Annotated in this window: 2 protein-coding genes; one reads left to right on the forward strand and one right to left on the reverse strand. The window is 42.2% G+C overall.

What is annotated here, in order from left to right; genetic code table 11:
* Positions 1-210 precede the first annotated feature (210 nt).
* On the forward strand, positions 211-486 hold the full coding sequence (locus KJ365_RS00055) for a hypothetical protein (RefSeq protein WP_214449578.1): 276 nt from the start codon (positions 211-213) through the stop codon (positions 484-486).
* Positions 487-1306: 820 nt separating this feature from the next.
* On the opposite strand, the gene KJ365_RS00060 is transcribed toward KJ365_RS00055, so the two are convergent.
* A complete protein-coding gene (locus KJ365_RS00060; RefSeq protein WP_214449579.1) occupies positions 1307-2461 on the reverse strand; it encodes an IS110 family RNA-guided transposase in 1155 nt (384 codons plus the stop codon).
* Between the last annotated feature and the right edge of the window lie 115 nt (positions 2462-2576).

Genomic DNA, 2576 nt, shown 5'->3' on the forward strand with positions numbered 1-2576 from the left:
TGTAGAATCAAACATCGTTGGCAGCCCGTGTGGCATCGGATGAACATGCAAAGGCTTTACCCTATCGGAACAGCATCGAAGTAACAAAGGAGATTGTCATGTCGTGCTCGTATAACAACGCTAATCAGCCGGACGCGGTTTACGCTCCCTCGTTATTTTTACTGCATTGCGCGCCGGCTATCAGCCAATGTTATGTGTTCAGAGCTTGGTATGAATGAGCTATCAGATAAAATTATTGAAGTGTCTTTAGAGTTTAACACTCCAGGCGACATTCGAGTCCAAGCATTAGAATTAGTGGCAGAGCTGCTTGGTGAAAGAAAAAGTCTTTATGAAGGTATAAAGCACAGTTTGGTTACTGCTAATGAGGCTGCTGGTGCAATAGTTGGTCACCTTCACACATTCAGGAATGGATATCTTGTCGAAAATAGATATCTAATTAAAAACGCGGAGGAGTGTATAGTTGAGTGCCTCGTTAAGAACACATAACAAGTGCTTACAGATTGACACCAAGCACTCCACAATTTGGTGTTACTCGCTTCGCTCAGACATTACCACAAAATTGCTCCACGCTTGGCGCAACTGAAGCAAGCGTTATACGTACAGGGAGGTTTCGTGCTAATTTTCTTCATTCTTTTTTCTACAATGTTTGTTGTAAATATTGTTGTTATATCGAAGCTAAAAAATAAATATCCCAAAGTTTTAGATAAAGCTGGCTCTCCCTCTGGTTTGCTGAGTAATATTACTAATGCTTCATTTACGTATGGTTTTATTGGCTTAAGATTGTACCGATTTGAAAAACTGGACTCTAACACTATGAATTGGTGTAACTTACTTTTTATTATTGCTTGGTTATTTTTAATTAATTTCGCTTGGTTTTCATATAACATGATTGAAGCAAAGCAATAGTACGTATAACAAGCTGTTCAAGCGGGACTTCTAACAGTTGGCTAGGTTTCGCTCCGCTTCACATTTTAGCCAACTATTATAAGCCCCTTAACAGGGCGTTGGTATGACTCCCTTTGTCAAGTTTGACAAAACAATCCTGTGACATTCTTTCGGTCCATAAGATATTTAAAAATTAAGCTAACGCATCAGATGAGGCAGTATTGTCGTCGGTTTACATGCTGGTATCCGTAGGTTACTTATTTTTCAATAAGCAGAGCTGACCTTACTTTTTCCGCCGCAGTGCCTTCTCATCACTCTATGTTCGTGGGTCAAAAACGTGTTGTTTATTGCCTTCCTAACACCCTCGGAGGTTGCACCACATCCGCGGCCTGATCTAAATGCGCTAGCTTAAAACTCTTTATCATGCTGGCACTCTACTAGTGCGCAATTTTGGATTGACCGGTGTGAGTACCACTTCTTTGGTAATCGCCCATATGTAAGCCGCCATCTCCCTGGCAATCGCTGCAATGATTAAATTGTAGTGTTTGCCCTGCTTACTCATGCGTTGATAGCGCTTGCACAATCGTAGTTGCGCCTTCCAAGCAATGTCCAAAATATCTTTGGGTAAGCACTCTTGTCGCTTTTGTAACTCGGTAGAGATATTAGCGGCGAATCGGTAACTATGAGCGCCTTCGATAAGTAATCGTCGTGCACGGCCATTACCTGTTTTGGTAATGGCCCCAATACGGCGTTTACCACCAGAGGAATGTTCTGAGGGCACCAGACCTAAATAACTCATTAGCTTTCTTGGGTGGTCAAAGCGGGTTAAATCACCCAGCTCAGCCACTACACCAACAGCAACCAATAGTCTTACTCCTCGCATAGATTGAATCGCCTTGACCACAGGATAATAGCGCCACTGACGTACTTGATGTTCAAGTTCATTATCGAGTCGCTCTAAGCGCTGTATTCGTTCAGTGATGGTTTGAATGTATTCTTGTAACACGATGTGCTGTGCAGGATGCGGCAGTACCATTTCAGTGAGCCAACGAAGGTGTTTCTTAGACCAGTTAGCCACTCCGTCGTAGTGAATATTGTTTCGCAGCAAAAGTGCCTTTAATTGGTACTTTGCATCCTTTAAATCTTTCATGGCTGTTTCACGGCCACGAGATAAATCACGTACAGCCTCATCTTCCGGCTCGGGGACATAGATGGGGGATAGATCTTCAGATTTTAGTAATTTCACGAGCTTAAGTGCATCGCGTCTATCGGTCTTTATTTTATCACCAGGCTTTTTAGGAATGAGTGACGGCGCTACCACATAACAACAATGACCTAAGCTGGTGATAAACCGATAAATCCAATAGCCACAAGGGCCTGCTTCGTAAACAAAGTGCAGAGTTGCGTTTGGGTATTTGGATTCAAACTGACGCACAAGCTTTTTCACGCTTACTTTTGAAGAGGCTATGCGTCCCATATGAACCGGTGCTTTCCCTCTACCATCTTCGCAATACGCCACTTCGTGAAATTCTTTATGAGTATCCAATCCAATAAAAATTATGCTATGTTTATTCATGCTAGTCTCCAAATTTATATAATGTTTAATCGACAATTATTTATGGCACTGGCTATTGTAGCTAACCCACGAAAATGCGGAGACTAGCACTTTTGAAGGGAGTCATAATGTCTAT

Origin of the sequence: Glaciecola sp. XM2 (assembly GCF_018595715.1) — a bacterium.
Taxonomy (GTDB): domain Bacteria; phylum Pseudomonadota; class Gammaproteobacteria; order Enterobacterales; family Alteromonadaceae; genus Glaciecola.

Coding starts and splice junctions, on each gene's coding strand:
- KJ365_RS00060 (WP_214449579.1), bottom strand. CDS start 2,461: ATGAATAAACATAGCATAATTTTTATTGGATTGGATACTCATAAAGAA.
- KJ365_RS00055 (WP_214449578.1), top strand. CDS start 211: ATGAATGAGCTATCAGATAAAATTATTGAAGTGTCTTTAGAGTTTAAC.